This is a genomic window from Phaeobacter sp. QD34_24 (assembly GCF_028890115.1).
GTDB lineage: Bacteria > Pseudomonadota > Alphaproteobacteria > Rhodobacterales > Rhodobacteraceae > Phycobacter.
The window spans coordinates 181,667-205,863 of record NZ_JARCJD010000004.1 but is presented as its reverse complement, the minus strand read 5'-3'; the positions used below and the strand labels follow the sequence as shown (position 1 = coordinate 205,863).

Below are 24,197 nucleotides of genomic sequence, written 5' to 3'. Positions count from 1 at the left end.
CGGTGATGGTCAGTCATGCGCAACGCCAAGGTAGGCGTCGATCACATCCTGGTTGTTGCGGACCTCGTCCGGCGTGCCATCGCCGATCTTCTTGCCGTAATCCATCACGACCACCCGGTCGGACAGATCCATCACCACGCCCATGTCGTGTTCGATCAAGGCGATGGTGGTGCCGAATTCATCGTTCACATCAAGGATGAAGCGGGACATGTCCTCTTTTTCCTCGACGTTCATGCCGGCCATGGGTTCGTCCAGCAAAAGCAGGCTCGGCTCGGCCGCAAGGGCGCGCGCCAGTTCCACCCGTTTCTTCAGACCGTAGGGCAGACGTGCCACCGGGGTCTTGCGGATGTGCTGGATCTCCAGGAAGTCGATGACCTTCTCGACCACTTCGCGGTTCTCGGTCTCTTCCTTTTCGGCCTTGCCCTTCCACAGGGCCTGGCTGAACAGACCGGTCTTCATGTAGTTGAGCCGACCGGTCATCACGTTGTCCAGAACGCTCATGCCTTCGAACAGGGCGATGTTCTGGAAGGTCCGCGCGATACCCTGACGCGCGACCTCATAGGGGCGCATCTGCGGGCGCGGCTTGCCCTGATAGAGGACCTGACCTTCCTGCGGGACGTAAAAACCCGAGATCACGTTCAGCATCGAGGACTTGCCCGCGCCGTTCGGACCGATGATCGCGCGGATCTCGCCCTGGCGGATGTCGAACGAGATGTCCTTGATCGCCACCACACCGCCGAACCGCAGGGTGATGTTCTTCATTTCCATCACCACGCCGCCAATCTTGCGGCCATCCTCGGTGACGTATCCTTCTTCCATATCTTTCACGTGCCCAGCCCCTTTTTCTGGCTGCCTGTCTTTGTCGCGCGGATCATCATTCGGCTGCCACCTGCTGTGTGGTCACAGGAACGACCTTCGCATCGACGATGGTCAACGTGGCGCTGATGGCACCCTTGCGACCGTCCTCATAAGTCACCTCGGTCGTGGTCGAGATCTTCTCGGAGCCGTCGTACAACGCGGTGATGATGTCGTTGAACTTCTCCTCGACGATGCGGCGGCGCACCTTGCGGGTACGGGTCATCTCGCCGTCATCCGCGTCCAGTTCCTTGTGCAGTACCACGAAGCGGTGCACCTGGCAGCCCGACAGCATCTCGTCGGCGGCGACGGATTTGTTCACCTCTTCCACATGCTGGCGGATGCTTTCCAGAACCCGGGGATGGCCTGCCAGTTCCTGATAGGACGCATAGGCGATGTTGTTGCGCTCGGCCCAGTTGCCCACCGCCGTGAGGTCGATGTTGATGAAGGCGACGCAGCGATCCTTGCCATTGCCGAACAGCACCGCCTCAAGGATGTCGGGATAGAACTTCAGCTTGTTCTCGACATATTTGGGGGCGAACATGGCGCCGCTGGCCATTTTGCCAACGTCCTTGGCACGGTCGATGATACGCAGATGGCCGCTGTCGCTTTCGATGAAGCCCGCATCGCCCGTGGCAACCCAGCCTTCCGCGTCCTTGGTCGAGGCGGTGGATTCGGCGTTCTTGTAGTATTCCACAAAGACACCGGGCGAGCGGTAGTGGATCTCGCCGTTGTCATCGATGCGGATCTCAACGTCGGGCGCGGGGACACCTACAGTATCAGCGCGCACTTCGCCATCGGGCTGCACGGTGATGAACACCGTCGCCTCGGTCTGACCGTAAAGCTGTTTCAGGTTGATCCCCAGCGAACGGTAGAAATCAAAGATCTCGGGGCCGATCGCCTCACCGGCGGTATAGCCCACACGGATACGGCCATAGCCCAGGGTATCCTTCAGCGGGCCGTAGACCAGGATGTCGCCCAGCTTGTACTTCAGCCGGTCCATCAGGCCGACTGGCTTGCCATCGAGGATGTCGCCGCCAACCTTCTTGGCGTGGGCCAGGAAGTGGTGGAACATCTTGCGCTTCATCGCGCCTGCATCTTCCATGCGGATCATCACGCTGGTCAGCTGGCCTTCGAAGACGCGCGGCGGGGCGAAGAAATAGGTCGGACCGATCTCGCGTAGGTCGGTCATCATGGTGTCCTGGCTTTCCGGGCAGTTCACGCAGAAGCCGCACCAGTAGGCCTGGCCGATCGAGAAGATGAAATCCCCAACCCAGGCCATCGGCAGGTAGGACAGGATGTCTTCGCTGCGGGTCAGACCATCGAAATCGGCCGAGTTCTTGGCGCTTTCGACCACATTGCGGTTCGACAGGACCACGCCCTTGGGCTTGCCGGTGGTGCCCGAGGTGTAAAGCATCACGCAGGTGCTGTCGTAGGTCAGCTTGCCGCGGCGTTCTTTCAGATCGGTGATCCACTCATCATAGGCCGCACGACCCTGTTCCTGCACATGGCTGTACTGGTGCAGGGTGTGATGGTCGTATTTGCGCATGCCGCGCGGATCCAGGTAGATCATGTGTTTCAGATCGTGCAACTGGTCCTGGATCTCCAGCACCTTGTCGACCTGCTCCTGATCTTCCGCGATCACATAGCGCGCGCCGCAGTGATCCAGCACATAGGCCAGTTCTTCAGCAGCCGAGTCATTGTAGACCGGCACCGGGATCGCGCCCACGGACTGGGCGGCCACCATCGACCAATAGAGATATGGACGGTTGCGTCCGATGATTGCGATGAAATCGCCTTCCTGAACCCCAAGGTTGATCAGGCCAAGAGCCAGTGCCTCGATCTCCTTGGCGGTTTCCGCCCAGGTCCAGCACTGCCAGATGCCGAATTCCTTCTCCCGATAGGCGGGCTGGTCGGCAAACTCGGTGGCGTTACGTTCAAGCAGCGCCGACAGGGACTGAAGTCCTGCGGCGCCCGACTGCGTCTGAGCCAATTCTATATCCTCCCTTTCCGACCTCCCCCGGCCGGATGATCGCTGTATCGCGATTCTGATCCCGATTAGGACCTGCCAAAGGGTAGCGCGTCAACTTTTTCCTGATGTTTTCCCAAATCTTACGAATTGTAACAAGATCGACCAATTTCCTGTTGTGGCGTTGCACATGGCCTCATCGCTTGCCGTTCGGTTGCAAGAAACAGCATGGCTCTCCCGCGCCCGCAGGTGTCTTGCGACCCCTTGGCGACCTTGGGCCCGGCGCCGCGCAAGGCGCGGCGCCGGGCCCAACCGATGAGGCGTTTTCGCAGAAAATGCCGAATGGGCGGGAGCCACCCCCGCCCCGAGATTGACAAGACCCGCCAGGATGCCTTCAAAGCAACCGGCCCTGCCCTTTGCCCCGCAGCGTCACAGTGATAGCCATGGCGCGGGAGAACGCATGCACCAGTCAGACAAACAACGCGCCGCCATGACCACCGCCGGGCTGAACCTGATCGCCCAGGCGCTGTCGATCTATGACAACGATCTACGCCTCGCCGTCTGCAACCGGCGCTTCAAGGAAATGTTCGCGCTTCCCGACCGGTTGGTCACCCCCGGCGCCCGGTTCGATGAAACCATCCGCCATATCGCCGAAAGCGGCGAATACGGGCCGATCGAGGATATCGACGACTTCGTACAGGCCCGCGTCGAACAGGCGCTGGCCTTTGTACCGCATTACCTGGAACGCACCCGCGCCAATGGGCAGGTCATCTCGATCGAAGGCGCGCCCCTGCCGCAGGGTGGCTGGGTCTCGGTCTATACCGACATCACCCGCACCAAGCGGGTCGAGCTTCTGCTGCGCGCCCGCTCCGAGGAAATGTCGGATCGCCTGATTGCCCACACCGAAGAGCTTTCCGCCGCCAACCGCAAGCTGGCCGCCACCAACAGCGCCCTGGAAGAGGCCAAGCGCCAGCTCACCGACATCGAGGCCCGCACGCGCCTGACCACCGAGATGATGCCGGCCCATATCGCCCATGTGGATGCCGACGGCTTTTATACCTACACCAACCGGCGTCTGAGCTCGGTCTTCCCAAGCCGCCCTTCCGACATCCTGGGCATGCATATCTCCGCCGCACTCGGACCCGGGGCCTTTGCCCGGATCGAGCCGCACCTGATGGCCGCCTACAAGGGCAGCAGCCCGGTCTTTGAGTTCACCGAAGAGCACGGCAGCCGCCGCATCCGCGTGGCCTTCACCCCCGACAACAGCGGCGGCGTCTTCATCCTGTCGATGGATGTGACCGAGGAAACCCAGGCCCGCGTCGCGCTGCAACAGGCCCGCCGCCGCGAGATGGCCGCGCAGATGACCTCGGGGCTGGCGCATGACTTTTCCAACCTCCTGACCATCATCCTTGGCATGCAGGGAAAGCTTTCCAAGATGGACCTTCCGCCCGAGGCAGAAGAGCTGATCCAAGGTACCCTGTCGGCGGCCCGGCGCGGCGGGCGGCTCCTGAACCGGATCGGAGAGATGACCGGCCAGCGCAGCCTGCGCCCGCAGGCCACCGACATGCATGTGCTGCTGACCGAATTGCAGATCCTCGCCTCGCCCTCGCTGCCACAAGGCATCGGCCTCAGTATTCTCGACAACATGCCGGATGTCCTGCTGCTGCTCGATGCCGGCAAGCTGCAGGATGCCCTGCTCAATCTCATCTTCAATGCGCGCGACGCCTGCGGCACCACCGGGCAGATCACCGTCAGCGCCCATGCGGTCGGGCAGACCTGGCTTGAAATCACGGTGACCGACACCGGCCCCGGCTTTTCCCCGGAGGCGCTGAAACAGGCGCTGAACCCGTTTTTCACCACCAAGGGCAGCGAAGGCTCGGGCCTTGGTCTGCCCTCGGTCTATGACATGGCGAAATCCACCGGCGGCGACATGCGCATCGGCAATACGGTTTCGGGCGCCAGCGTCACCCTGCGCCTGCCCTATCGGCTGGCACCCGATGCCTCGGGCGGGATCGCGCTTCTGGTGGAGGACAGCGAAAGCCTGCGCGCCACCTTCCGCGACATGCTGATCGACCTTGGCTATTCGGTGATCGAGGCGACCAGCGTGGACGAGGCCTCGGCCCTGACGGCAGATATTCCCGACATCGCGCTGGTGCTGTCCGATATCCGGCTCGAAGGCGAGGCAACCGGCATCGACCTTGCCGACCGGCTGGCCGGATCACAGCTGCCCTGTATCCTGATGACCTCGCTGCCGCCGGGCGATGGGCTGCACCGCGCCGCCCTGCAGCGCGGACCCGTGCTGCAGAAACCCTTCACCACCCAGCAGCTTTCGGCACTGATCAAACCGGAGAAATCTTCATGAGCGCGCCTCTTGTCACAATTCTGGACGATGAACCGGAGATCCGTCAGATCCTGACCGAAACACTGGAGGAGGCGGGGTTTCGCACGCAAAGCTTCTCTCGTGCCCGCGAATTCGAAGCCTCGCTGAAACGGGTGACACCGGATGTGTGCCTGGTGGACCTGTCGCTGCCCGATACCGACGGGTTGAGCCTCGTGCACCGACTGGCGCTGGAACAGGGCGCCGCGGTGATCATCATTTCGGGCCGCGCCCAGGTGCAGGACCGGGTGACAGGGTTGGAGCTGGGCGCGGATGATTACATCACCAAACCCTTTGACCCCACCGAAGTGGTCGCCCGCATCCGCGCCCGCCTGCGTGGCGGCCCACGCAGCCAGGTGCAAAGCGGGAACTCGGCACAGTTCTCCGGCTGGACGGCCCATTTCGACCGCTATGTGCTGGAAGACGAGGACGGCACCGAGACCCCCTTCTCCCATGCCGAAGGCGAGGTGCTGCGCCTGTTTTTGGACAGTCCCAAGCGGCTGATTTCCCGCGCCCAGATGCAAGAGGCGCTTGGCGGTGCCGCTGGCGACAGCTTTGACCGGGCCATGGATGTGCGCGTCTCACGCCTGCGCACCAAGCTGCGCGAAGATCCCAAGAATCCGCGGTTAATCAAGACCATCTACGGTGCCGGCTATATCTTCCTGGGGGATGTCAGCTGGAGCTGAGACTGGGCCGGGTTGCCTCACAGCGTGGGTGGCCCTCCCGCCCGTCGCCTGCGCCTCTACGAGACGCATCTCCCGTTGGGCCCGGCGCCGCTGACGCGGCGCACACCCTGATCCGATACAAGCCTCCAAATAGGACCCTCATCCCATATAGGACCCTCATCCCATACCGATCCGGTCCTGATCGCGGCCGCGCCGCGTCAGCGGCGCTACGCCCAACGGGCAGCGGGGTTTTTCAAAACCCCGGTAACGGGCGGGAGATCCTGCCTGGCCGTTCCGCTCTTGTCGGGCCGAATCGCCTTGATTAGAATCACCGCATGACGACCTGCCTACTCTATCGCCGAACCTCGGCACGACCCTCCCGCTTCTACCGGATCGAACTGGCCATGAACCTGTTCTCAGAGGTCTCTGTCCTGCGGGAATGGGGTATCGCAGGGCGTGGCGGGCAATGTGTGATCAATATCTACGGCAACCTGCGCGAGGCCTCTGATGCTGCCGACAGGCACCGCAACCGCATGATCCGGCGCGGCTACGACCGCGCCACACCGGCAGCGATTGCTGCCGAGTAGACCGGCCAGGCCTCAAATCGCAGAGGTCAAAGCGCCTCCGCCGCGCGGGCGAGAACCTCCAGCCCCAGAACCAGGTCTTCCTCATCCGTATCCTCGTCAAAGGCATGGCTGATGCCGCCGATGGAGGGCACGAAGAGCATTCCCGTGGGCAGGACCGGCGCCACATTCGCCGCATCATGCAAGGCGCCCGAGGGCATCTGCCGCCACTGCCCCGGCGCCAAGGCCTCGGAGGCCTGTTCAAGCGCCGCCTGAACCCTCACGTCCATCGCGACCGGATCGATCCCCATCACAGGCTCCATCTCGACCGCGACACCACAGGCCTGTGCGATCTCGGTGCAGGTCTGGCGCACGATCTCTTCCATGGCCTGCAAGCGTGCCTTGTCGGCATCGCGCCACTGCAGCGAAAAGCTGACCCTTCCCGGCACCACGGAAGAGGCGTTGGGATGCACATCCACATGACCGACGGTCCAGACCGTGGCCGGGGTGACGATCTTGGAAAACTCTTCGTTCAGCCGCGCATTGAGCGCGACAAGCGCCTGAAAAGCATCCCGGCGCAGGTGCATCGGCGTCGTCCCCGCATGGTTCTGCCGGCCCTTCACGGTGACCTTTACATTGCGGATGCCGACGATATTGGTGACCACCCCGATCCGGTCACTGGATTCGTCCAGAACCGGCCCCTGTTCGATATGCATTTCCAGGAAACCGGTGAACAGGTCCGTCGTGACGCTTTTCCCGCCCCCCTCTTTCATCCGCTGCCGGGCAGAGCGCAGCGTCTGCCCCTCGGTGTCGGTCAGCCGGTCGGCATCGGCCAGGGCCATCCGCCCGGTCCAGACATCCGAGCCGGTTAGCACTCCGAAGCGACCCTCTTCATCCTGGAAGCTGACAACCGAAACCGGCGGACCACCGGCTTCCTTGCTGGCGCGGGCGATTTCCAGCCCGGCAATCACGCCCAGCGCCCCATCCAGCCACCCGCCTTCGGGCTGGCTGTCACTATGCGAGCCGACCAGCAGCGACCTTTCCCCGGCCAGTCCAAAAAGGTTGCCCAGCGCATCAAAGCGCACCTCCAGCCCTGCCTCCTGCATGCGGCTGGCCAGCCAGCGACGGGAGGCAATTTCAACTGCCGAATATGCTGGACGTACAACCCCTTTGCCCACACCCGATGCCCCGAAAGACCGCAGCGTGTGGAGATCCGCCAAGAACCGCTGAGGATTGATCGTCATCCCGGTTTCTCCTGTATTTTCCGGCGTCTCCATTCTGGCGCGCCTCGGGTACATATTTCACGATTTGAAATACATTAACAATCCATTAACCTTTATTAACGTGCGCTCGGGGTCGTTTTTTCCTCTGCGCCAAAGCCTAGACGTTCACAAAACACACCGTAAGCGAAACCTTCCTTCCATGTCCTGAGCCGCTCCCCTAAGAGTCAGATCACAGAACACAGGAACGGACCAGATGTCTCACATCACGCTGATCCGCCACGGGCAGGCCAACACCGAGGCGCGCGACGAACATAATTACGACCGGCTGAGCGAGCTGGGGCTTCAGCAGGCCGCCTGGCTGGGGGAACACCTGCGCGCCAGCGGCGCCAGCCACCCGCGCATCTACTGCGGCACCCTGACCCGCCACATCGAGACCGCCGCCGGGATGGGCTACACCGAAGAGGTGGTGCAGGATCCCCGCCTCAACGAGATGGAGTATTTCACGCTGGCGCAGGCGATGGAGGCGCAGCACGGGCTTTCAATCCCGCAGGAGCGCGAAGGTTTCATCGCGCATCTGCCGCAAGTTCTCACCGCCTGGGCCGAGGGCAGGATCGACGATGCCCCCGAAAGCTGGAGCGACTTCGAGACCCGCACCGAAGCCGCCCTGCGTGACATCGCGGCTGGGGATGGTCCTGCGCTGGTGGTGACCTCGGGCGGGCTGATCTCCATGGCGATGCGCCAGGCGATGGCGCTGGATATCGGTGGCATGGCCCGTATGGCGCTTGCCATCATGAACACCTCGATGCACCGTCTGTTCCCGATCGGGGGGCACTGGTCGCCGGTGCTGTTCAACGCGGTGCCGCACCTGGAAACACCGGACCGCCATTTCGCACAGACCCATCTTTGACCCTTTCAGGACAAGAGGATTGAACATGCAGCTTTTCTACGCCCCGGGCACGATCTCGATTGCCGTTGCCATCGCCCTAGAGGAAGCGGGCCTTGCCTATGAACCGGTGAAGGTGGATTTCGCCAGCGCCGAGCAGACCAAGCCCGCCTACCATCAGATCAACCCCAAGGGCCGTGTGCCCGCGCTGGTGGTCGAGGGCGGCATCCTGACCGAAACCGGCGCTCTGCTGGACTATATCGCCGATCTGGCGCCCGCAGCAGGGCTGCGCCCCCAGGATCCGCTGCAACAGGCCCGCATGCGCGAGGTGATGTACTACCTTGCCTCCACCATGCATGTGAACCACGCCCACAAGATGCGCGGCAGCCGCTGGGCCGATCAGCAGTCCTCGTTTGAGGACATGGCCGCCAAGGTACCGCAGACCATGGCCGCCTCGGCCGCCTATATCAGCGAAAACGGGCTGAAAGGGCCATTTGTACTGGGAGAGCAAATCTCCCTTGCGGACTGCTATCTTTTCGTGGTCTGCAACTGGCTTGAAGGAGACGGGGTATCCCTTGCCGATTTCCCCAAGATCCAGAACTTCATGACGATGATGGAACAGCGTGCCTCGGTTCAGGCCGTGCGCGCCAAATCCATGCTTTGACAGACGCGTAGAGGAAAGTAAGAGCGATGACTCATCTCTGGGTACGGGCCGAGCAGCGCCCGAACGAGGAACGGGTAGGACTGACCGCCGAGGGCGCAAAGGCGCTGATCGAGGCCGGGATCAAGGTCACGGTCGAGGAAAGCTCGGTCCGCGCTCTGCCCCTGCAGGGCTATCAGGACGCAGGCTGCGAGATCGCACCGGAAAACAGCTGGCCCGATGCGCCCAAGGACGCGATCATCTTTGGCCTGAAGGAACTGCCCGAGGATGGCACCCCCCTGCCCCATCGCCACATCATGTTCGGCCATGCCTTCAAGGGTCAGCATTCCGGCAAGGCCCTGCTTGAACGCTTCCGCCAGGGGGGCGGCACGCTCTATGATCTGGAATACCTGGTCGAGGAGAACGGCCGCCGGGTTGCCGCCTTTGGGTATTGGGCCGGCTATGCGGGTGCGGCGGTGATTCTGAAATGCTGGGCCGCCCAGCAGCGCGGCGAGATCTGCGGCCCCGTGGGTGTCTACAAGGACAAGGATGCGCTGATCGCCGATCTGGCGGCTGAGCTCTACAACGTGGCGAACGCGCGGCCCAATGCCATCGTGATTGGTGCGCTTGGCCGTGTCGGCACCGGTGCGGCAGACCTCTTGGAGACCATGGGCGTCACCGTCACCAAATGGGACATGGCGGAAACCGCGCATGGCGGCCCCTTCCCCGAAATCCTGGACCACGACCTGTTCCTCAACTGCATCTTCGCGCGCCCCGGCACGCCGGTCTTCGTGCCGCAATCGGCCCTTACCGCGCCGCGCAAGCTGACCGCCATCGGCGATGTCGCCTGCGATCCGGACAGCGATTACAACCCGGTACCGGTCTATGACCGCGCCACCACCTGGGAGGCCCCCGCCCTGCGCGTGGCCGAAGACCCGGTGCTGGACGTGATGGCGATCGATAACCTGCCCTCGATGCTGCCGGCCGAAAGCTCGGTCGACTATGCAGAGCAGCTGTTGCCCTCGCTGCTCACCCTCGGGGATCTGGGCAAAGGCGTCTGGGGTCGGGCCAAGGCCACCTTCGACGAGAATATGAAGGGCTGATGGAGCTTTATATCGGATATCTGGCTGGCGCCCTGGGCACGATCTGCTGGATCCCCCAGGCCTGGCGCGCCTGGAGCACGAAGGACACCTCGGGTCTTTCGCTGGCGGCCAATCTGTTGTTCCTGCTCACCGTATCGCTCTGGCTCACCTACGGGCTTATGGTGGGCGACATGCCTTTGATCCTGGCCAACTTCTGCGCCTTGCTGATTGTCCTCTGCATTGTCGCGGCGAAACTGAAATACAAATAATAGGGAGTGTCACTCATGACCATTCACTGGTGCGGAACCGGCCTGTCGGCCATCCCCGGCCTGCGCCGCCTTCTGGAGGCGGGCCATGACGTTGCGGTGTGGAACCGCACCCCCGACAAGGCGCGCGAGGCGGTGGGCGATCTCACCACCAACATCCACGCCTTCTCCATCGCGAACCTCGCCCAGATGCTGAGCCCGGCGGATGTGGTCGTCTCCATGCTGCCCGGCGACTGGCATGTGGAGCTGGCGGAGCTGGCGATCTCCAAGGGGGCGCATTTCGTCTCCTCCTCCTACATCGCGCCGGAAATGCGGGCGCTGGATGACAAGGCCCGCGAGGCGGGTGTGGCCCTGGTGAACGAGGTCGGCCTTGATCCCGGCATCGACCACCTGATGGCCCATGCGCTGGTGCACGACTACAAGGCCTCCGCCGCCTATGACGCGGATAACCACATCAGCTTCATCTCCTACTGCGGTGGCATTCCCAAAACGGCGAACCCCTTCCGCTACAAGTTCAGCTGGTCGCCCCTGGGCGTGCTGAAGGCGCTGCGCTCGCCGTCGCGCTCGGTGCGGGATTATTCGGAGCTGCGCGTCGATCGCCCCTGGGATGCCATCAGCAGCTATGCGGCCCCCCTGCCCACCCCCGAAAGCTTCGAGGTCTACCCCAACCGTGACTCGCTGCCCTTCATGGCGCAGTATGAGTTCGAAGAGGCCTGGCCGGTGAAGGAATTCGTCCGCGGCACCCTGCGTCTCAATGGCTGGTCCGAGGCCTGGGCCGATGTCTTCAAGGAAGTCGAGACCCTGGAAGGCGCAGCAGGCGATGCCCGCCTGAAAGAGATGTCCGACCAGTTCTGGGATGAAAACGCCTATGACGAGGGCGAGCCGGATCGGGTTGTCCTCTGCGTTAGCCTGAAGGCGGAAAAGGATGGCGAGACCGTCTGGCACAAGACCTACGTGATGGACGCCTGGGGTGACGCGCGCGGCACCGCCATGGCGCGGCTCGTCTCCTACCCGGTCAGCTTTGCCATCGAGGCGGTGATGAACCGTCAGATCCCCGCAGGCGTTCACGCCGCCCCCAGCGATCCCAAGCTGATCGAAGATTGGATGGGCAAGATCGGCGCCCTGGCCCAGCATCTGGAAGTGATCGATCACACAGCCTGATCGAAATAGTCCAAAACACCAAAAGACCCGCGCAAGCGGGTCTTTTCATGTCGGGGCAGGCCGGGTCAGCGACCGATCACATCTTCCTCGACATCGCCGACATCAATGCCAAGGGCCTCCAGCCCCGCCTCGATATTATCGGCCAGATGGGGCGTTCCGATCAGGTAGTCGGCCGTCGGAGTGGTGGCTTCGCTGCGCGCGGTGGCAATCGCCTCGGCCAGCTCCTCGGCCTCGAAACTGCCGCGTCCGATCCACATGATCGCCGTCAGCTCGGCCTGTTCCTCGACGCCCATCCGCTCGATGAAGGCCCGCAGCTCACCCTCGGCCCGCTCCAATTCCCGGGCCATCATGGCAACTTGGGCAACCTTTCTGGGGGACATCTCCAACATCTGTCATCTCTCCTGCTGTTCGCGTCTGTCACGCCCATCAGACAGCAGCCGGGGCTCCGGGTCTTTGATCTGAGGCAATATCCGGCGCGTCCGGCTGCATCTGCCCCCGTGCGAAGATCGCAAGGCCATTGCTGCGCCCGCGCAAATGCACCGGTGGCAGGGCAGACCATCCTTCGCGCGCGGGCTCTGTTCCGGCGGCCTGGAACACGGCTTCCGAAGCGATGATAGGCACATTGGCACTGCGCGTCAGCTGCTCCAGCCGGGCGGCGATATTCACCGTGTCGCCAAAGACGCTGTATTCCAGCCGCTCGGCATTGCCCACCACACCGGAAAAGACCTCGCCCCAATGCAGGCCGATCCCGGCGGTGACCGGCATCTCTCCGGCTTTGCGGCGCAGGTCTGACCACTCCGCCAGTTCCGCCTCCAGGGCCACGGCACAGCCAAGGACGCGATTGGCGCCATCCTGCCCTTCGAACAGGAGCATGGCCGCATCGCCGATGTATTTGTCGATCAGCCCATTGCTGCGCGCCGCCGCCCGTTGCACCCTGCGGCGAAACTCGGTGATCAGGGCGCTGACCTCTTGCGGATCGCGCCCCTCGGACCAGCGGGTGAAACCGCAGATATCGATAAACAGAACCGCCACCTGCTGCCGTTGCCCCTGGCGCAGCTCTTCCAGCCCGCCATCCGCCAGGCGCCCGGCCAGCTGCGCGGGCAGGTAGCGGGTCAGATTGGTACGCGCCTGCGCCTCGGTGATCGAGCGATGCAGCAGGACCCGCATCCGGTAGGCGGCGACGACCAGAACGACACCGGCCAGAGCAATCATGGAAATGCGAATGACATTGGGCGGCAGCGACAGGAGAAACAGCGCCCGTTCCGCCGCCTGGACCGGCACCTGTTCGGGCTGCCACAGGATCATCAGCGACAGGCCCGCCACGATCAGGACAACCGTATAGGCCTGCAGGTAGGGGTTGAAGCGCAGGACCGCAAAAGCCAGCACCACCGGCACCAGCCAGATCGGCGGCAGCAGGAAGGTCACCCCTCCGGGAAGCGATGTATTCTCAAGCCCCACCCAGGCGTTGGCCAACAGGAAAGCACAGTCCAGCGTTACGCCGGTCCAGATCATCCAGCTGCGAAACATTCCCCGACGGGCACGCCACAAGGTAAACACCCCTAGCGCCAGGTAGGAAAACATCGTCGCCAGCGCAAAAAGCCACTGCCGACGCAGATAGTCCTCGACCGTCTCGACGTTCTCCCAGACCGTGGCAAAGAAAATGACGAACAGCCCCAGCGAGACCCCGATCCGCAGCAGCGAGACCACCCGTTCGGCCTCGACCTCTGCCTGCCGCAGCAGGTCGCGATCCGGTCCGCCCCTCATCGCTCGGGATGCTCCAACGGCACCACGGTGCCGGTCGGATCAGATCCGGCGCCCTGCTGGATTTCTTCGAAGTCGAAATTATCAAGCCGCCGCGCCCGCCGCCCGGCCTTGTCGGCGCTGATCTTGATCTCCGCCACATCCTTGGCCGCCTGGGCGAAATGCCGGTCGAGATTGCCGACCCGATCCCCCAGCCGCTCCACATCGCGGTGCAACAGGCCCAGCTCGTTGCGGATCGCGCCCGCCTGTTCGCGCATGCGGGCATCTTTCAGGATCGCGCGCATGGTATTGAGCGTCGCCATGCAGGTGGTGGGCGAGACGATCCAGACCTTGGCGGCAAAGCCTTCGCGCACCAGATCGGTGAAATTGGCGTGCAGCTCGGCATAGACCGCCTCGGACGGCAGGAACAGGATCGCGCCATCCGCGGTTTCGCCCTCGATGATGTATTTCTGCGCAATCGCCTGGATATGGGCGCGCAGGGCCGTCTTCATCTGCCGCGCCGCATAGGCCAACTCGTCCTGCGTCTGCGCCCGGCGCAGCGCCTCATAGGGTTCCAGCGGGAACTTGCTGTCGATCACGATCGGCCCCGGCGGATTGGGCAGGTCGATCAGGCAGTCGGCGCGCTTGCCGTTGCTGAGGGTTGCCTGAAACCGGTAGGCATCAGCGGGCAGTGCTTTGGAGACGATATCGTTGAGCTGGATCTCCCCGAAGGCGCCGCGCGTCTGCTTGTTCGACAGGATATCCTGCAGCGTCAGCACATCGCCCGACAGTTTTGTGATATTGTCCTGCGCCTTGTCGATGGTCGCGAGCCGTTCCTGCAGTTGCGTCAGCGAGGTCACGGTGCGTTTGGCGCTGCCATGCAGGCTTTCCTGCATCCGTTCCTGCATCTCGGCCATAGCGCGGGCCTGACGCAGGGCATTGTCGGCCAGCCTATCGTTCATATGCTGCTGCACGTCCGAAAGCCGCGCCTCCACCGTCTGCACCATCTGCACCTGAGCGTTGGACTGCATGTCAGAGACATGCTGCAAGCCCCCACGCAGCTGCTGCACCGACTGGCCCAGGTATTCCATCTGCTGTGCAAGCGGCGCCACCGCCGATGCCGCCCGGGCCGAGGCCCGCAGGGACATCACCAGCAAGAGGATCAGAAGCACGGCAAAACCACCCGCAACCAGAATCATCATCTGGGTCTGGTCCATATTCGCGATGGCCTCTTCCATGCCTTCCATCACGTGCGCCCAAACAGCCGTTCGATATCAGAGAGTTTAAGCTCCACGTAAGTCGGGCGGCCGTGGTTGCACTGGCCGGAATGGGGCGTCGCCTCCATTTCCCGCAAAAGCGCGTTCATCTCTTCCCCGCGCATCCGCCGCCCCGACCGGATCGAGCCATGACAGGCGACGCGGCTCAGGATCGCCTCAAGCCGGGCCTGCACCAGCTGGCTTTCGCCCTGGTCATCGAGCTCGTCCAGAATGTCCTTCACCATGGCCTCTGCGTTGACCTCTCCGAGTATCGCGGGGGTTTCACGCACGGCGACGGCATTTCCGCCGAAGGCCTCGATCCCGAGGCCGAATTTAGCCAGCTCATCCGCCACCGCCAGAAGGCGGGCGCAGTCATTGTCGGAAAGTTCCACGATTTCCGGGATCAGCAGCGCCTGCGCCGCGACACCGTTTTCGCCCATCTGCTTCTTCAGCTTTTCATAGACCAGCCGTTCGTGGGCGGCGTGCTGATCGACGATCACCATGCCGTCGGCGGTCTGGGCGATGATGTAATTCTCGTGCACCTGCCCGCGCGCGGCCCCCAGTGGGAGCGCCTCGGGCGGCTGTTCCTGGTCTGCCGGGGGTGTGAATGGCTCGTCAATCACCTGTCCGCTGAAGGCGCTGGCCATCTCGGCGAAGCCGCTGCTTTGCTGCGGCGGCTGATAGGGTGGAACCGGCGCATAATCAGGTCGTTGCGCGCTATAGGCCGTGGCGCGCGCGCCCATCGAGGGGCGGTCCATCTGGTAGACATGTGGCGCGCCCTGCCCGCCCGTCTGCCCCCCTGCCTGTTCGGGTCGCATCGCGCCCAGCGTGGCCCCCGCAACAGTGCTCGAGGCACGATGCCCCGCCTCGGCCAAAGCATGGCGCAGGGACGAAACGATCAACCCGCGCGCAAGGCCGGGATCGCGGAATCGGACCTCGGATTTCGCGGGATGCACGTTCACGTCGACCAAAGTGGGATCGCAATCGATGAACAGGGCTGCCGCCGGGTGGCGGTCGCGGCTCAGGAAATCGAAATAGGCGGCGCGCAGGGCACCGGTCAGCATCTTGTCCTTCACAGGCCGCGTGTTCACAAACAGGAACTGCGCCACCGCCGCGCCGCGGGAATAGGTCGGCAGGGCCGCATAGCCATATAGCCGCAAGCCTTCGCGGGTGGCGTCAATCTTCAGCGCGTTTTCGGCAAACTCCCGCCCCAGAACCGAAGCGAGCCGCCCGTGCAGCGCATCAAAGAGATCCCCCGACAGAGGGTCGGCGCGAAACGTCACGCGCCCCTCGCCGCCGCCTGACACATCGCGCAGGGTGAAGCCCACCGAAGGTTCTGCCATGGCCAGGCGTTTGATCACGTCGCCGATCGCCTGCGCCTCGGCCCGGTCGGTGCGCATGAACTTGAGCCGCGCCGGGGTCGCGTAAAAGAGATCACGCAGCTCCACCACGGTGCCCGCGCGCAGGGCCCCCGGTTTTACCGGGTCCATCTTGCCGCCCGCAACCCGGATCTGCGCCGCGTCACTGCCCGCCGCGCGGCTGGTGATCGTCAGGCGTCCCACGGCACCAAGGCTGGGCAGCGCCTCGCCGCGAAAGCCGAAGGTGTGGATATTGAGCAGGTCCGAGCCGTCGATCTTGGAGGTGGCGTGGCGTGAAAGGGCCAGCGGCAGATCCTCGGCCGTCATGCCGCAGCCATCGTCGGTAACCCGGATCAGCGTCTTGCCGCCATCGGCGATCTCTACCGTGATACGGGTGGCGCCCGCATCAATGGCATTTTCCACCAGTTCCTTGACCGCCGAAGCCGGGCGCTCGATCACCTCGCCAGCGGCGATACGGTTGATGGCGCTGTCGTCCAGCTGGCGGATCATGGGGCGCGGGTTATCGCTGATTTTGGGGTCTGGGCTGCTCATACCGCAAAATTTAGCATGGAGCCCTTCGATTCTGCCACCCGCAAAGCGCGTGTCAGACCCCGGCAGGCGCTCCGGCGCGGCGGCGGCAGGGACCGAAGCGGGCGGCAGCGGCCAGGATCACGCCCGAAACCGTCGCGATCATGCCGGCCGCGCTCACCGCATCGGCAGCGCCCAGCCAGAGGGGGCCGTAGCCCGCCAGAACATAGCCCAGAACCGCCGACAGGGTCGCGAATACTACGCTCCAGCCGATCTGACGCTCCAGCCGATCCGTCATCATCCTTGCGGCGGCGGGCGGGCAGATGAACATGGCGATCACGATGATCGACCCCACCGCATCAAAGGCCGCGACGGCTGCAACGGATGCGGTGATCACCAGGGCCAGGGAGAGGCCCCCCGTGTGGATACCCAATGTACGGGCAAAGCCTTCGTCAAAGGTGGAGATCTTCAGCGCCCGCCAGAACAGGGCAATAAAGGACGCTACGCCCAGCAGGGTCAGCGCCATGCGCGGCAACTCGGGCGGCAGGTAGCGCAGCGCCTCAACATCCCACAGCGAGGACCAGCCGGTTGCATCCAGCCAGATCAGGCTTTCGAGATTTCCGTAAAGCGCGTGTTCCACATCAAGGTGCACGGCGGAGGTATCGGTCTGCTCCAACAGCAACACGCCAGCCGCAAACATGGTGGTGAAGATCACGCCCATGGCAGCACCGGGCTCGATCCGGCCCAGTCGGCGGACCGCCTCGATCAGGATGACGGCCGTGACGGCCGCGCCAGCCGCGCCCAAGAGCATCGGCCATGTGGCGATGGCACCGGTCAGCAGAAAGGCCACGACGATCCCCGGCAGCACCACATGGCTGATGGCATCGCCGATCAGGGCCTGGCGGCGCAGCAGAAGAAAGTTCCCCGGCAGGGCACAGGCGACAGCGGCAAGGATGCCAATCAGCAAGGGCGTCAGGGAGAGGGGGACAAATTCAGCGCCGCTCATCAGGCCAGGACCTCCTGCGGGCCGCCGATGCGGCGGTCGATCTCACGGATCTGGTCGGGGGTCAGCACGGTCTCGATCTCGCGCAGCCCATCATAAAGCGCAGCGGCGGCCTCATGCGCCAGATCGCTGCGCACCAGCTCCCAGCGTTTTTCATCGCGCAGGGCTTTTGCGGCGCGGGCGCGCCCCATATCCGTGGCAACGCCGTCAGGCCGCACCAGCCCGGCGCGGCGCAACAGGCGCAGGGTCAGCGGTTCATAGATCGGATGCCCCTGGGCCAGCGCCAACAACCCCTGCCGCAGATGCACCCGGCGCTGGAAGCGCTGGTGGCGTAGCACCGCCGCCAGAACGCCCCGGTTCGGAGCAAAGAGCAGCGACAGCGCAAAGAGCGCAAAGCTCACCAGCACAATGATCGGTCCGGTCGGCAGGTTCGGCGCAGAGGCCGAAATCGCCGCTCCGATATAGGCCGCTACAGCCCCGGACAGACCAGCATAGACCACGACCCGGTCGGCCCGGTCGGTCCAAAAGCGCGCCGTGACCGAGGGGATGATCAGCAGGGCCACGATCAGGATCAACCCGACGATCTTCAGCCCCACCACAGTGACCGCCATCACCAGACCCATCATCAGCATATCGATGCGCGGCACCGGCAGGCCCCGCGCCGCGGCATATTCGGGATCAAAGGCCACCAGCATCATCGGGCGGCGCATCAGTACGATCACCGACAGGGCCAGCGCACTGCCGCCTGCAATGATCATCGCATCGCTCATCAGCATTCCGGCGGTGGAACCGAGCAGAAACCCCTCAAGCCCCGCCTGCCGTCCCATGCCAAGGGTCTGGATCACGGTCAGAAGCACGATGCCGAAGCCGAAGAAGACCGACAGCACCGCGCCGATGGCGGCATCCTCGGCCAGGCGGGTGTTGCGGGTCAGCCAGTTCATGCACACGAGGCCAACGCCCGCCGACAGGGCCGATCCCAGCAGAAGCCCCGCAAGATTGCGCCCGTCACCGCCAAGAAAGACCATCACCAGAAAGGCAAGCCCGACGCCGGGCAGGGTGGCGTGGCTGACGGCATCGCTGACCAGGGCGCGTTTGCGCAGGAACAGGAAGGTGCCGGAAATCCCCGCAGCGCCCCCCAGAAGGGCCGCCCCCAGAGAGACCAGCGTGGCGTTATATCCCAGTTGCAGGAACAGCGCGTCAAACAGCATGGATCAGCCCTGTGCCACCGCCAACTGATCAATCTGCGCTGTGGCCAGACGTCCGCCATAGGCCGCTTGCAGTGTTTCAGGCGTAAAGGCCTCTGCCACGGGGCCTTCGGCGACCTTGCGCGTATTGATCAGGAAGACATTGTCGAAATACTCGGTCACGGTGGCCAGATCGTGATGGACCACCACCACGGATTTACCGGCTTCGCGCAGGGATTTCAGCACGGTGATGATGGCTTTCTCGGTCGCCGCATCGACCCCGGCAAAGGGTTCGTCCAGCAGGTAGAGATCCGCATCCTGCGCCAGGGCGCGGGCCAGAAACACCCGCTGCTGCTGACCGCCCGATAGCTGGCCGATCTGGCGATCCGCAAAATCGCCCATGCCGACACGGTCCAGACAGTCGCGCGCCACTTTGCGGTGATGCCCCCGAATGCGCCCCAGCAGGCCCAGCTCCCGGTATAGCCCCATCATCACCACATCGATCACGCGGGTGGGGAAATCCCAGTCGATGCTGGCGCGCTGCGGCACATAGGCAATGCGAGACCGCATCGCCTCCAGCGGGCGCCCGAAGACCTGAGTGAGGCCGGACACCGGCACCACGATCCCCAAGGCCGCCTTGAGCAGGGTGGACTTGCCCGCGCCATTGGGTCCGATGATCGCGGTCATCTTTCCCGGCTCCACTGTCATATCGACGCTGAAGACGGCGGGCTTTTCACCATAGGTGACCGTCAACCCCCGGACGCAAAGCGGGCTTGTCTCCGGATTTTGCGCGCCAGTGTCATCGCACGTGCCGATCAAAGACTTAGCCCTATGTGCCATATCAAAGCCCCGCCGAAAGTTTGCCATCCATGCCGCGTTCCGGCACATCCGCGCCCAGCGCCCCGGCAATGGTGGTGATATTGTGATCGATCATACCCAGGTAGGTCCCCTCATAGGTGCCCTCTGCCCCCATCGCATCAGAGAACAGCTCGCCGCCGATCTTGACCTGATGGCCCTGCGCGGCAGCCCCTTCGATCAGCGCCCGCATCGAGCGATCCGACACCGAGCTTTCGACAAAGACAGCGGAAATCTGGCGCTGCACCAAGAGGTCGACCAACGCGCTGATCCGGTTGAGACCAGCCTCGGATTCGGTCGAAATGCCCTGGATACCCATCACCTCAAATCCGAAGTCGCGCCCGAAGTAGCCAAAGGCATCATGGGCAGAGACCAGAACCCGGCTGTCTTGCGGAACAGCGGCCAGGGTTTCGTTGGCATAGGCCAGCAGGCGTTCCAGATCGGCCATATGCGCCTTGGCATTGGCGGCAAACAGCGCGGCCTGATCGGGGCGGGCCTCGCTCAGCACCTCAGCCACGCGGGCAACAACATCTTTCCACAGCGCGGGGGTCATCCAGACATGGGGGTCAAACTTGTTCTCGTAATCGTCATGCCCGCGCAGCACCTCCCTGGGCAGGGCTTCGGCTACGGCAACCACGGTCCGCTTGCGCGACAGGTCCTTCAGAAACGTCCCCATCTGCGCCTCGAGGTACAGGCCATGGTAAAGCACAAGATCGGCGCGGGTCATCGCAACGATATCGGATCGGGTCTGACGATAGGCATGCGGGTCCACCCCCGGCCCCATCAGGGCGCGCACCTCGACCGCATCACCGCCGACCTGACGCGCCGCATCCGCGATCATGCCGGTGGTGGCAACGATCTTGAGCGGCGTTTCGGCCATGGCCCGCGCGCCGGGCAGCGCAAAGGCAAGCATCAGCGCCACAAGCAGGGCAAACCCGGATTTGGCAGTATTCAGACGACTCATTCCGCGCCTCCGTAGAATGTCGATTGATTGAAATATGAGAACGGCTCGCAAGAGTGTCAATGCTAATGCGAATTATTCGCAACAAAGGGGAGCTGATTTACCGGGAAGGCAGGATTACTGAACGGAAAGCGGGCGGTTCGCTTGCCAAGATGTCGCACCCGTGCGATTTTCCCGCGAGATATTGATGAGGATACCCCCTAGAATGGAACGCCACCTCTCAGAACAAGACGCGCAGGTCGCGGCCACTGGCGATGCGCAACTGCCGCAGGTCAGCGAGCCGCGCAATCCCGGCATGGAGCTGGATCTGGACTGGGCGCTGGGCATGCAGGCCAATACCTCGGCCATCGAGCGGCGCTGCGCGACCCTGCCCGGTCGGCGCAGCGTCAAGAAAGACTATCAGGCCGCCTGGCTCTTGAAGGCGATCACCTGCATCGATCTGACGACGCTGTCCGGCGATGACACGGACGGACGGGTGCGCCGCCTTTGCGCCAAGGCCCGTCAACCGGTGCGGGCGGACATTTTGCAGGCGCTTGGCACCCCCGGCATCACCACCGGCGCGGTCTGCGTCTATCACGACATGATCGCCCCGGCGGTCGCGGCGCTGAAGGGCACGGGCATTCCCGTCGCAGCGGTTTCCACCGGGTTTCCGGCAGGTCTGTCCCCCTTCCATCTGCGCGTTGCCGAGATCGAGGAAAGCGTCAAGGCAGGCGCTCATGAGATCGACATCGTGATCTCGCGCCGCCACGTGCTGAGCGGCAACTGGCAGGCGCTTTATGATGAGATGAAAGCCTTCCGCGCCGCCTGCGGCGAGGCCCATGTGAAGGCCATCCTCGCCACCGGAGAGCTGGGCAGCTTGCGCAACGTCGCACGCGCCTCGATGATATGCATGATGGCGGGGGCCGATTTCATCAAGACCTCCACCGGCAAGGAAAGCGTCAACGCCACCCTGCCCGTCAGCCTGGTGATGATCCGTGCCATTCGCGATTACCATGAGCGCACCGGCTACCGCGTCGGCTACAAGCCCGCCGGGGGGATCTCCAAGGCCAAGGACGCGCTGGTCTATCTCAGCCTGATGAAAGAAGAGCTGGGCGACCGCTGGCTGCAGCCCGACCTGTTCCGCTTTGGGGCCTCGTCCCTGCTGGGCGATATCGAACGCCAGCTCGAACACCATGTCACCGGCGCCTATTCCGCCGGCTACCGCCACGCGATGGCCTGAGGAGTGCGCAAATGTCCATCAAAGAGATCTTTGACACCATGAGTTACGGCCCCGCCCCCGAAAGCGCTGCCGAGGCGCTCGCCTGGCTGGTCGATCAGGGCGACCGCTTCGGCCATTTCATCAATGGAAGCTTCACCAAGCCAGGCGATGGCTTCAACAGCCAGAACCCCGCCACCGGGGAGGTGCTGGCGACCCTGACCCAGGCAACCCAGGCCGATGTGGATGCCGCCGTTTCTGCCGCCCGCAGCGCCCAACCCAAGTGGGAAAAGCTGGGCGGACCGGGCCGCGCCAAGCACCTTTATGCCATCGCGCGTCTCTTGCAGAAACACAGCCGCCTGTTTGCCGTGCTCGAAACCATGGACAACGGCAAGCCGATCCGCGAAAGCCGCGACATCGATATCCCGCTGGCGCAGCGACATTTCTACTATCACGCTGGCATGGCCCAGTTGATGGAAGGTGAACTGCCGGACCGCGCCGCCCTTGGGGTCTGCGGCCAGATCATCCCGTGGAACTTCCCTTTGCTGATGCTGGCCTGGAAGGTCGCACCTGCCATTGCCATGGGCAACACCGTAGTGCTGAAACCGGCGGAATATACCTCGCTCACAGCGCTGCTGTTCGCCGATATCTGCCGTCAGGCGGGCCTGCCGAAGGGCGTTGTGAACATCGTCACCGGTGATGGCGCCGTGGGTGAGATGATCGTGGCCACGGATGTGGACAAGATCGCCTTCACCGGCTCCACCGCCGTGGGCCGCCGCATCCGCGAGGCCACCGCAGGCAGCGGCAAGGCGCTGACGCTCGAACTGGGCGGCAAGTCGCCCTACATTGTCTTTGACGACGCCGACATCGACTCGGCGGTCGAAGGGCTGGTGGATGCGATCTGGTTCAACCAGGGTCAGGTCTGCTGCGCCGGTTCGCGCCTTCTGGTGCAGGAAGGCATTGCCGAGCGTTTCCATGCCAAGCTGCGCGCCCGCATGGACAAGCTGCGCATCGGTGATCCCCTGGACAAATGTATCGACGTGGGCGCCGTGGTGGATCCCGTACAGCTGAAGACGATCACCGATATGGTCGCCTCCAATGACGCGGGCGAGACCTATCAGGCCAAGGTCGACCTGCCCGGGGAAGGCTGCTTCTACCCCCCCACCCTGATCGAAGGGCTTACCCCCGCCGACCGGCTGATGCAGGAAGAGATCTTTGGCCCCGTGCTGGTCTCCTGCACCTTCCGCACCCCGGCCGAGGCGGTGGAGCTGGCGAACAACACCCGCTATGGCCTTGCCGCCAGCGTCTGGAGCGAGAATGTGAACCTCGCCCTTGATATCGCGCCGAAACTCACCTGCGGCGTGGTTTGGGTGAACGGCACCAATATGTTCGACGCCGCCGCCGGCTTTGGTGGCGTGCGCGAAAGCGGCTTTGGCCGCGAAGGCGGCTGGGAGGGGCTTTCGGCCTACACCAAGCCGCGCACAAAACCCAAGGCGCTGACGCAGGTTGAAGCTTTCACCGGTCAGGGCAGCGGCACGGACCCCATCGACCGCACCGCCAAGATGTATATCGGCGGCAAGCAGGCCCGCCCCGACAGCGGCTATTCCCGCGCGGTGCATGACAAGTCCGGCCATATCCTGGGTCATGTAGGCATGGGCAGTCGCAAGGACGTGCGCAACGCGGTCGAAGCCGCAGCTGGCGCCAAGGGCTGGGCCAAGACCACCGGCCACCTGCGGGCGCAGATCCTCTATTACATTGGCGAAACCCTTTCCGCGCGGGCGGATGAGTTTGCCCATCGCATCGACCACATGACCGGGCGGCGCACCGGTGCCAAGGAAGTCGATGCGTCGATCCAGCGTCTGTTCACCGCTGCCGCCTGGGCCGACAAATACGACGGGCAGGTGCATGGCGTGCCGATCCGGGGCGTGGCGCTCGCGATGAAGGAACCGGTCGGCGTGATTGGCGCGCTTTGCGCGGATGAGGCGCCGCTGTTGGGGCTGGTCTCGGTGATGGCGCCCGCCATTGCGATGGGCAACCGGGTGGTGCTGGCGGCCTCTGATCCCTTCCCGCTGGCGGCCACCGATTTCTACCAGGTGCTCGATACTTCGGATGTGCCCGCAGGCGTGGTCAACATCCTGACCGGCAGCCACGCCGATCTGGCCGCACCGCTGGCCTCGCATATGAATGTGGACGCGGTCTGGAGCTTCTCCTCCACCGACCTGTCGGGCGAGATCGAGAAAGCCTCTGCCAGCAACCTCAAGCGGAGCTGGGTCAACAACGGGGCCGCACTCGACTGGCACACCGACCACAGCCGCCGGTTCCTGGAGGCCGCAACAGAGGTCAAGAACATCTGGGTGCCCTACGGGGAGTAACGCCAAATCCAAGCAAAACAAACGGGCCGGAGATCACTCTTCGGCCCGCTTTCGTTTTTCG

General features: G+C 63.7%; 21 protein-coding genes. 10 read left to right on the top strand and 11 right to left on the bottom strand.

Annotated elements, in window-relative coordinates; genetic code table 11:
- Positions 1-9 precede the first annotated feature (9 nt).
- Positions 10-819 (bottom strand): ABC transporter ATP-binding protein, encoded by an 810-nt coding sequence (locus tag PXK07_RS04875; RefSeq protein ID WP_274847098.1) that lies wholly within the window; start codon positions 817-819, stop codon positions 10-12.
- Positions 820-874: 55 nt separating this feature from the next.
- A complete protein-coding gene (locus PXK07_RS04870) occupies positions 875-2,848 on the bottom strand; it encodes an AMP-binding protein (protein WP_274847072.1) in 1,974 nt (657 codons plus the stop codon).
- Between the two features lie 436 nt (positions 2,849-3,284).
- Here PXK07_RS04870 and PXK07_RS04865 point away from each other — a divergent pair, with 436 nt between their 5' ends.
- The 3 genes from PXK07_RS04865 (at position 3,285) to PXK07_RS04855 (ending at position 6,453) form a co-directional block, all read left to right on the top strand.
- The gene (locus tag PXK07_RS04865) at positions 3,285-5,186 is read left to right on the top strand and encodes a hybrid sensor histidine kinase/response regulator (protein WP_274847071.1); all 1,902 of its coding nucleotides are present in this window, start codon (positions 3,285-3,287) and stop codon (positions 5,184-5,186) included.
- Entirely contained in the window at positions 5,183-5,887 is a 705-nt protein-coding gene (locus PXK07_RS04860) for a response regulator transcription factor (protein ID WP_274847070.1), read from the top strand. Before PXK07_RS04865 ends, PXK07_RS04860 begins: the two co-directional genes overlap by 4 nt.
- A gap of 314 nt (positions 5,888-6,201) precedes the next feature.
- The gene (locus PXK07_RS04855) at positions 6,202-6,453 is read left to right on the top strand and encodes a WGR domain-containing protein (RefSeq protein ID WP_274847069.1); all 252 of its coding nucleotides are present in this window, start codon (positions 6,202-6,204) and stop codon (positions 6,451-6,453) included.
- Positions 6,454-6,479: 26 nt separating this feature from the next.
- Here PXK07_RS04855 and PXK07_RS04850 read toward each other — a convergent pair whose 3' ends face one another.
- Positions 6,480-7,673, bottom strand: coding sequence for a hydantoinase/carbamoylase family amidase (locus PXK07_RS04850; RefSeq protein ID WP_274847068.1), 1,194 nt, complete (start codon positions 7,671-7,673; stop codon positions 6,480-6,482).
- 232 nt (positions 7,674-7,905) lie between these two features.
- On the opposite strand from PXK07_RS04850, the gene PXK07_RS04845 reads away from it, so the two are divergent.
- Genes PXK07_RS04845 through PXK07_RS04825 form a run of 5 tightly spaced genes read left to right on the top strand, consistent with a single transcriptional unit; the run spans position 7,906 to position 11,684 of the window.
- Positions 7,906-8,559 (top strand): histidine phosphatase family protein, encoded by a 654-nt coding sequence (locus PXK07_RS04845; RefSeq protein ID WP_274847067.1) that lies wholly within the window; start codon positions 7,906-7,908, stop codon positions 8,557-8,559.
- A gap of 25 nt (positions 8,560-8,584) precedes the next feature.
- Positions 8,585-9,199: a glutathione S-transferase family protein gene (locus PXK07_RS04840; RefSeq protein WP_274847066.1), complete on the top strand. Its 615-nt coding sequence runs from the start codon at positions 8,585-8,587 to the stop codon at positions 9,197-9,199.
- A 26-nt stretch (positions 9,200-9,225) separates the two neighbouring features.
- Positions 9,226-10,278: a saccharopine dehydrogenase gene (locus tag PXK07_RS04835; protein WP_274847065.1), complete on the top strand. Its 1,053-nt coding sequence runs from the start codon at positions 9,226-9,228 to the stop codon at positions 10,276-10,278.
- A complete protein-coding gene (locus PXK07_RS04830; RefSeq protein WP_274847064.1) occupies positions 10,278-10,526 on the top strand; it encodes a SemiSWEET family sugar transporter in 249 nt (82 codons plus the stop codon). Before PXK07_RS04835 ends, PXK07_RS04830 begins: the two co-directional genes overlap by 1 nt.
- A 15-nt stretch (positions 10,527-10,541) precedes the next feature.
- Positions 10,542-11,684, top strand: a complete 1,143-nt coding sequence (locus tag PXK07_RS04825) for a saccharopine dehydrogenase family protein (RefSeq protein WP_274847063.1) — start codon at positions 10,542-10,544, stop codon at positions 11,682-11,684.
- A gap of 65 nt (positions 11,685-11,749) precedes the next feature.
- On the opposite strand, the gene PXK07_RS04820 is transcribed toward PXK07_RS04825, so the two are convergent.
- The 8 genes from PXK07_RS04820 to PXK07_RS04785 are packed head-to-tail and all read right to left on the bottom strand — an operon-like array spanning position 11,750 to position 20,521.
- The gene (locus PXK07_RS04820) at positions 11,750-12,073 is read right to left on the bottom strand and encodes a DUF3775 domain-containing protein (protein ID WP_274847062.1); all 324 of its coding nucleotides are present in this window, start codon (positions 12,071-12,073) and stop codon (positions 11,750-11,752) included.
- Positions 12,074-12,110: 37 nt separating this feature from the next.
- Positions 12,111-13,448: an adenylate/guanylate cyclase domain-containing protein gene (locus tag PXK07_RS04815; RefSeq protein ID WP_274847061.1), complete on the bottom strand. Its 1,338-nt coding sequence runs from the start codon at positions 13,446-13,448 to the stop codon at positions 12,111-12,113.
- Positions 13,445-14,671 carry a DNA recombination protein RmuC gene (locus tag PXK07_RS04810; protein ID WP_274847060.1) on the bottom strand — a complete coding sequence of 409 codons (1,227 nt, stop codon included), beginning with the start codon at positions 14,669-14,671 and terminating at the stop codon, positions 13,445-13,447. The genes PXK07_RS04815 and PXK07_RS04810 overlap by 4 nt, the downstream gene beginning before the upstream one ends.
- Complete coding sequence (gene mutL / locus PXK07_RS04805; RefSeq protein WP_274847059.1) at positions 14,671-16,590, bottom strand: DNA mismatch repair endonuclease MutL; 1,920 nt, start codon at positions 16,588-16,590, stop codon at positions 14,671-14,673. Before mutL ends, PXK07_RS04810 begins: the two co-directional genes overlap by 1 nt.
- 52 nt (positions 16,591-16,642) lie before the next feature.
- Positions 16,643-17,572 (bottom strand): metal ABC transporter permease, encoded by a 930-nt coding sequence (locus PXK07_RS04800; protein ID WP_274847058.1) that lies wholly within the window; start codon positions 17,570-17,572, stop codon positions 16,643-16,645.
- Complete coding sequence (locus PXK07_RS04795) at positions 17,572-18,777, bottom strand: metal ABC transporter permease (RefSeq protein ID WP_274847057.1); 1,206 nt, start codon at positions 18,775-18,777, stop codon at positions 17,572-17,574. Before PXK07_RS04795 ends, PXK07_RS04800 begins: the two co-directional genes overlap by 1 nt.
- Positions 18,778-18,780: 3 nt before the next feature.
- Positions 18,781-19,593, bottom strand: coding sequence for a metal ABC transporter ATP-binding protein (locus PXK07_RS04790; RefSeq protein ID WP_274847056.1), 813 nt, complete (start codon positions 19,591-19,593; stop codon positions 18,781-18,783).
- Position 19,594: 1 nt separating this feature from the next.
- The gene (locus PXK07_RS04785) at positions 19,595-20,521 is read right to left on the bottom strand and encodes a metal ABC transporter solute-binding protein, Zn/Mn family (RefSeq protein ID WP_274847097.1); all 927 of its coding nucleotides are present in this window, start codon (positions 20,519-20,521) and stop codon (positions 19,595-19,597) included.
- 253 nt (positions 20,522-20,774) lie between these two features.
- Between PXK07_RS04785 and deoC the strand changes: the two genes are divergently transcribed.
- Both deoC and PXK07_RS04775 read left to right on the top strand, forming a co-directional pair.
- Positions 20,775-21,788 (top strand): deoxyribose-phosphate aldolase, encoded by a 1,014-nt coding sequence (deoC, locus tag PXK07_RS04780; protein WP_274847055.1) that lies wholly within the window; start codon positions 20,775-20,777, stop codon positions 21,786-21,788.
- A gap of 11 nt (positions 21,789-21,799) precedes the next feature.
- A complete protein-coding gene (locus PXK07_RS04775) occupies positions 21,800-24,136 on the top strand; it encodes an aldehyde dehydrogenase family protein (protein WP_274847054.1) in 2,337 nt (778 codons plus the stop codon).
- Positions 24,137-24,197: the final 61 nt, after the last annotated feature.

Bases quoted from the DNA above. Each gene is read 5' to 3' on its own strand.
- PXK07_RS04840 (WP_274847066.1), top strand. From the start codon at position 8,585: ATGCAGCTTTTCTACGCCCCGGGCACGATCTCGATTGCCGTTGCCATC.
- PXK07_RS04785 (WP_274847097.1), bottom strand. From the start codon at position 20,521: ATGCTTGCCTTTGCGCTGCCCGGCGCGCGGGCCATGGCCGAAACGCCG.
- deoC (WP_274847055.1), top strand. From the start codon at position 20,775: ATGGAACGCCACCTCTCAGAACAAGACGCGCAGGTCGCGGCCACTGGC.
- PXK07_RS04850 (WP_274847068.1), bottom strand. From the start codon at position 7,673: ATGACGATCAATCCTCAGCGGTTCTTGGCGGATCTCCACACGCTGCGG.
- PXK07_RS04810 (WP_274847060.1), bottom strand. From the start codon at position 14,671: ATGGAAGGCATGGAAGAGGCCATCGCGAATATGGACCAGACCCAGATG.
- PXK07_RS04800 (WP_274847058.1), bottom strand. From the start codon at position 17,572: ATGAGCGGCGCTGAATTTGTCCCCCTCTCCCTGACGCCCTTGCTGATT.
- PXK07_RS04825 (WP_274847063.1), top strand. From the start codon at position 10,542: ATGACCATTCACTGGTGCGGAACCGGCCTGTCGGCCATCCCCGGCCTG.
- PXK07_RS04860 (WP_274847070.1), top strand. From the start codon at position 5,183: ATGAGCGCGCCTCTTGTCACAATTCTGGACGATGAACCGGAGATCCGT.
- PXK07_RS04820 (WP_274847062.1), bottom strand. From the start codon at position 12,073: ATGTTGGAGATGTCCCCCAGAAAGGTTGCCCAAGTTGCCATGATGGCC.
- PXK07_RS04790 (WP_274847056.1), bottom strand. From the start codon at position 19,593: ATGGCACATAGGGCTAAGTCTTTGATCGGCACGTGCGATGACACTGGC.
- PXK07_RS04830 (WP_274847064.1), top strand. From the start codon at position 10,278: ATGGAGCTTTATATCGGATATCTGGCTGGCGCCCTGGGCACGATCTGC.
- PXK07_RS04875 (WP_274847098.1), bottom strand. From the start codon at position 819: ATGGAAGAAGGATACGTCACCGAGGATGGCCGCAAGATTGGCGGCGTG.
- mutL (WP_274847059.1), bottom strand. From the start codon at position 16,590: ATGAGCAGCCCAGACCCCAAAATCAGCGATAACCCGCGCCCCATGATC.
- PXK07_RS04775 (WP_274847054.1), top strand. From the start codon at position 21,800: ATGTCCATCAAAGAGATCTTTGACACCATGAGTTACGGCCCCGCCCCC.
- PXK07_RS04795 (WP_274847057.1), bottom strand. From the start codon at position 18,777: ATGCTGTTTGACGCGCTGTTCCTGCAACTGGGATATAACGCCACGCTG.
- PXK07_RS04815 (WP_274847061.1), bottom strand. From the start codon at position 13,448: ATGAGGGGCGGACCGGATCGCGACCTGCTGCGGCAGGCAGAGGTCGAG.
- PXK07_RS04835 (WP_274847065.1), top strand. From the start codon at position 9,226: ATGACTCATCTCTGGGTACGGGCCGAGCAGCGCCCGAACGAGGAACGG.
- PXK07_RS04845 (WP_274847067.1), top strand. From the start codon at position 7,906: ATGTCTCACATCACGCTGATCCGCCACGGGCAGGCCAACACCGAGGCG.
- PXK07_RS04865 (WP_274847071.1), top strand. From the start codon at position 3,285: ATGCACCAGTCAGACAAACAACGCGCCGCCATGACCACCGCCGGGCTG.
- PXK07_RS04855 (WP_274847069.1), top strand. From the start codon at position 6,202: ATGACGACCTGCCTACTCTATCGCCGAACCTCGGCACGACCCTCCCGC.